The organism is Streptomyces sp. NPDC003379 (assembly GCF_053589195.1).
In genome coordinates, this window is the sequence record NZ_JBSFRK010000119.1 from 1 (window position 1) to 2,749 (window position 2,749).

Genomic DNA, 2,749 nt, shown 5'->3' on the forward strand with positions numbered 1-2,749 from the left:
ACCACCTTGCCGATGTCGCCGACGCGGCCGAACGCGGCATCCACCGGATCTGCTCCAATGAGCAACTCCCGTGGTCCTTCCTCACCCACACCGGACTGTCAATCCATCCCGAAACACCACAGAACTAACGAAAAACTCAGTAGCAAGTGTCGATGACGTCATGGCTGTTGGACCGGGGCCCTCAGCCGGGTCAGGCGTCCGGTTTTTCGCCCGTCTGGGGACCACGAGGCGCAGGAACTCCAGTGGTCAAGAGCTAGTCCACGACTCGACGGTTGCCGATCTGGACAGGCTGTGGAGCCACCCGAAGTTGGCAAATTCTAGTAGCGGGAGGGTTACCGCCTTCATTAGTGGATGGGCTAAACGTGAGCGGGATTTTCCTGGCGTATGGGAAAAAATCTACCTGAATGAGAGTGGGTCTGCTCCTGGCCGCTTCGTTTTGATGCGCGACAATACGTCATGGATTTCCACCATGGGACATGGTGGCCTTCCCTTCTGAATTCGCGCAGTCTCGCTACCGCCGCCGCACCAACCGATCATCTCGGTAGGGGGCCAGCGCGGTATTCTGCTGCGCCATACCAGCCAGTTGCGTCAGCCCATGTACGGCTGCGTCCATGCGGTCGGGGCTGTCCATGCCCGCCACCCAGGTCACCATCTGCTGCTCGAGGGTGGGCCACTCACCGACGTGGTGCACTCGGCCCTGTTCGTAGAGCTGGGCGATCGGTTCCGCTCGCAGTCGCTTGCCGCTCTTGGCGGTCACGGGCAGGACCGCGGGCATGAGCATGTTCTCGGTGCGCACCTCGCGGACGAGTTCCTGCCATGCCTGGTGGAGGATCTGGCTGCTCATGTCTCCACCGAAGTTGGACTCGACCACGATGGCGTCAGCACGCAGCTCGATGGCGAGCAGACACGCTTCGCGGCCCCAGGCATCCGCGCCTTGGTTGGCGGAGCGGTCGTCCAGGACGTAGAGGTGCCCGTCGCGGTCGCGGGCTGCGGCCACGATGCCGGTCTCATCCCCCACCGCGGACTCGCCGCCCGCGGGGTCGACGGCGACGACGATCCGCGTGAGGTCAATTCCACGGAACTGAGCTGCGGCGATCCGGTTGTTCGTGATCCACGACCACTGCCATACGCCGCCGGCCTGGGGACGCGGTTGCTGCATGTACAGCGACCACCACACGCGCTCGCCCACCGAGCGGCGGATCTCGGCGAGGGCGTCGGCGTCGTACCGCTCGGGCCACAGCGGCGCCCCGACGGGGCGCTGAAGGGCATCGTCGGCGGAGAGGGCAACGGCGGGCAGATCGATGACGGTCCACCGCTCGCCCTCATCAGCCAGGACCCGACCCGCAAGGTCGTCTTCATCCCAACGGGTCTGGATCAGGATGACAGAGCCGCCCGGTTCGATACGGGTCAGCAGGACGGCCTGCCACCACTCCCACAGCCGTTTGCACATCGTGGGCGAGGAGGCCTCGGCCGCGTCCTTGATCGGGTCATCGACCACCGCCAGGTGGGCGCCCTTGCCGGTGAGGCCTCCGCCGACACCGGCCATGACCGCGCCGCCCTCGGTTCCGGTGAGGTCGAAGCGGTTGGCGGCGGACGAGCCGGGCCGCAGACTGATGCCGAGCTGGGGCTGGTAGTTGAGGATCGCGTCCCTGATCCACCTGCCGTGATCGTCGGCTAGGTCGGACGAGTAGCTGGCGATCATCACCCGGTGCTCGGGGCGGCGCCGCAGGTACCAGAGCGGCGCCCACCTGGCGGCCCTGCGGCTCTTGCCGTGCCGCGGGGGCATCGTCAGCAGGAGCCTTGTCGGCTTGCCCGCGGCGACCTGCTCGAAGGCAGCGTCGATCAACCCCAGGTGCGGGGCCTGCATCTCGCGGCCGTCGGTGAGTACGGCAGCCATCGCCCCTGGCGAACGGTCCATCGCCAGCTCACGCTCGATACGCACGAGCCGGGCACGGAGTTCGGGCGTGGAGGCGGCGGCTATCTCACGGCGGCGCTGAGCGGGAAGCGTCCGGTAGAGGTCGAGAACCGCCGCTTCGTCAGCCCTTCTCACCCTCGCCACCGGCGAGGTTGATCAGGCGCTCCAGCTCGTCCAGGCCCGCGGTCTCCACCTGTACTGCGCCACCGTCCGGGCCGGACACCTCGGTGCGGACGGGCCGGTCCAGGCCCAGGAGGCGGCTGCTGCGCTCGATGATGCGGACCGCACGGTCGACGGCCTGGTAGTCACCGTTGCGGATCGCGGCCCGGTAGACGCCGAAGAACAGCCGCTCCAGGCGCTCCACCATGAGCTGCCGCAGCTCGGCGGTGCGGTCGTCCAGGGCAGTGGTGCGCTCGGCCAACGCCTTGGAGACGTCTTTGCAGGCGAGCTCGATGAGCCGCTTGTCAGTGGGCGGCTCCTGCTGCCGTTTGTACTTGTCGATGCCGTACCCCTGCGGGTACGCGACCCCATCTGTGTTGATCGCGGGGTCAGCGGCGAGCTTACGGCCGATCGTCAGCCAGTCGACTCCGGCGAGCTTGAGGTCGATGGCGTCGGCACGGCGCTGGGTGATGGCAGCCCGGGTGGCCCGGTTGGGGCGGCCCATGACACAACTCCCTGGACCCCGCGCCTACTGTCCATGATCCCTGATTGAAGCTGCCGTTCCAGCCTCGCGGCACTACTAGGGCCTGTTCCGGAAGTGGACCTGTAGATGACTGCCGACCGGGCGGGCGCCCGAGGGCGTCCGCCCGGGAGGTGTCAGAGTTGGCGGAAGTA

Annotated in this window: 2 protein-coding genes; both read right to left on the minus strand. The window is 67.2% G+C overall.

Annotated features, from left to right (window positions below):
* Positions 1-511 precede the first annotated feature (511 nt).
* Positions 512-2,050 carry a terminase large subunit domain-containing protein gene (locus tag ACWDVB_RS40150; protein WP_451518623.1) on the minus strand — a complete coding sequence of 513 codons (1,539 nt, stop codon included), beginning with the start codon at positions 2,048-2,050 and terminating at the stop codon, positions 512-514.
* Positions 2,037-2,579 carry a hypothetical protein gene (locus tag ACWDVB_RS40155; RefSeq protein WP_451518622.1) on the minus strand — a complete coding sequence of 181 codons (543 nt, stop codon included), beginning with the start codon at positions 2,577-2,579 and terminating at the stop codon, positions 2,037-2,039. The genes ACWDVB_RS40150 and ACWDVB_RS40155 overlap by 14 nt, the downstream gene beginning before the upstream one ends.
* Positions 2,580-2,749 lie beyond the last annotated feature (170 nt).

Bases quoted from the DNA above. Each gene is read 5' to 3' on its own strand.
- ACWDVB_RS40155 (WP_451518622.1), bottom strand. From the start codon at position 2,579: ATGGGCCGCCCCAACCGGGCCACCCGGGCTGCCATCACCCAGCGCCGT.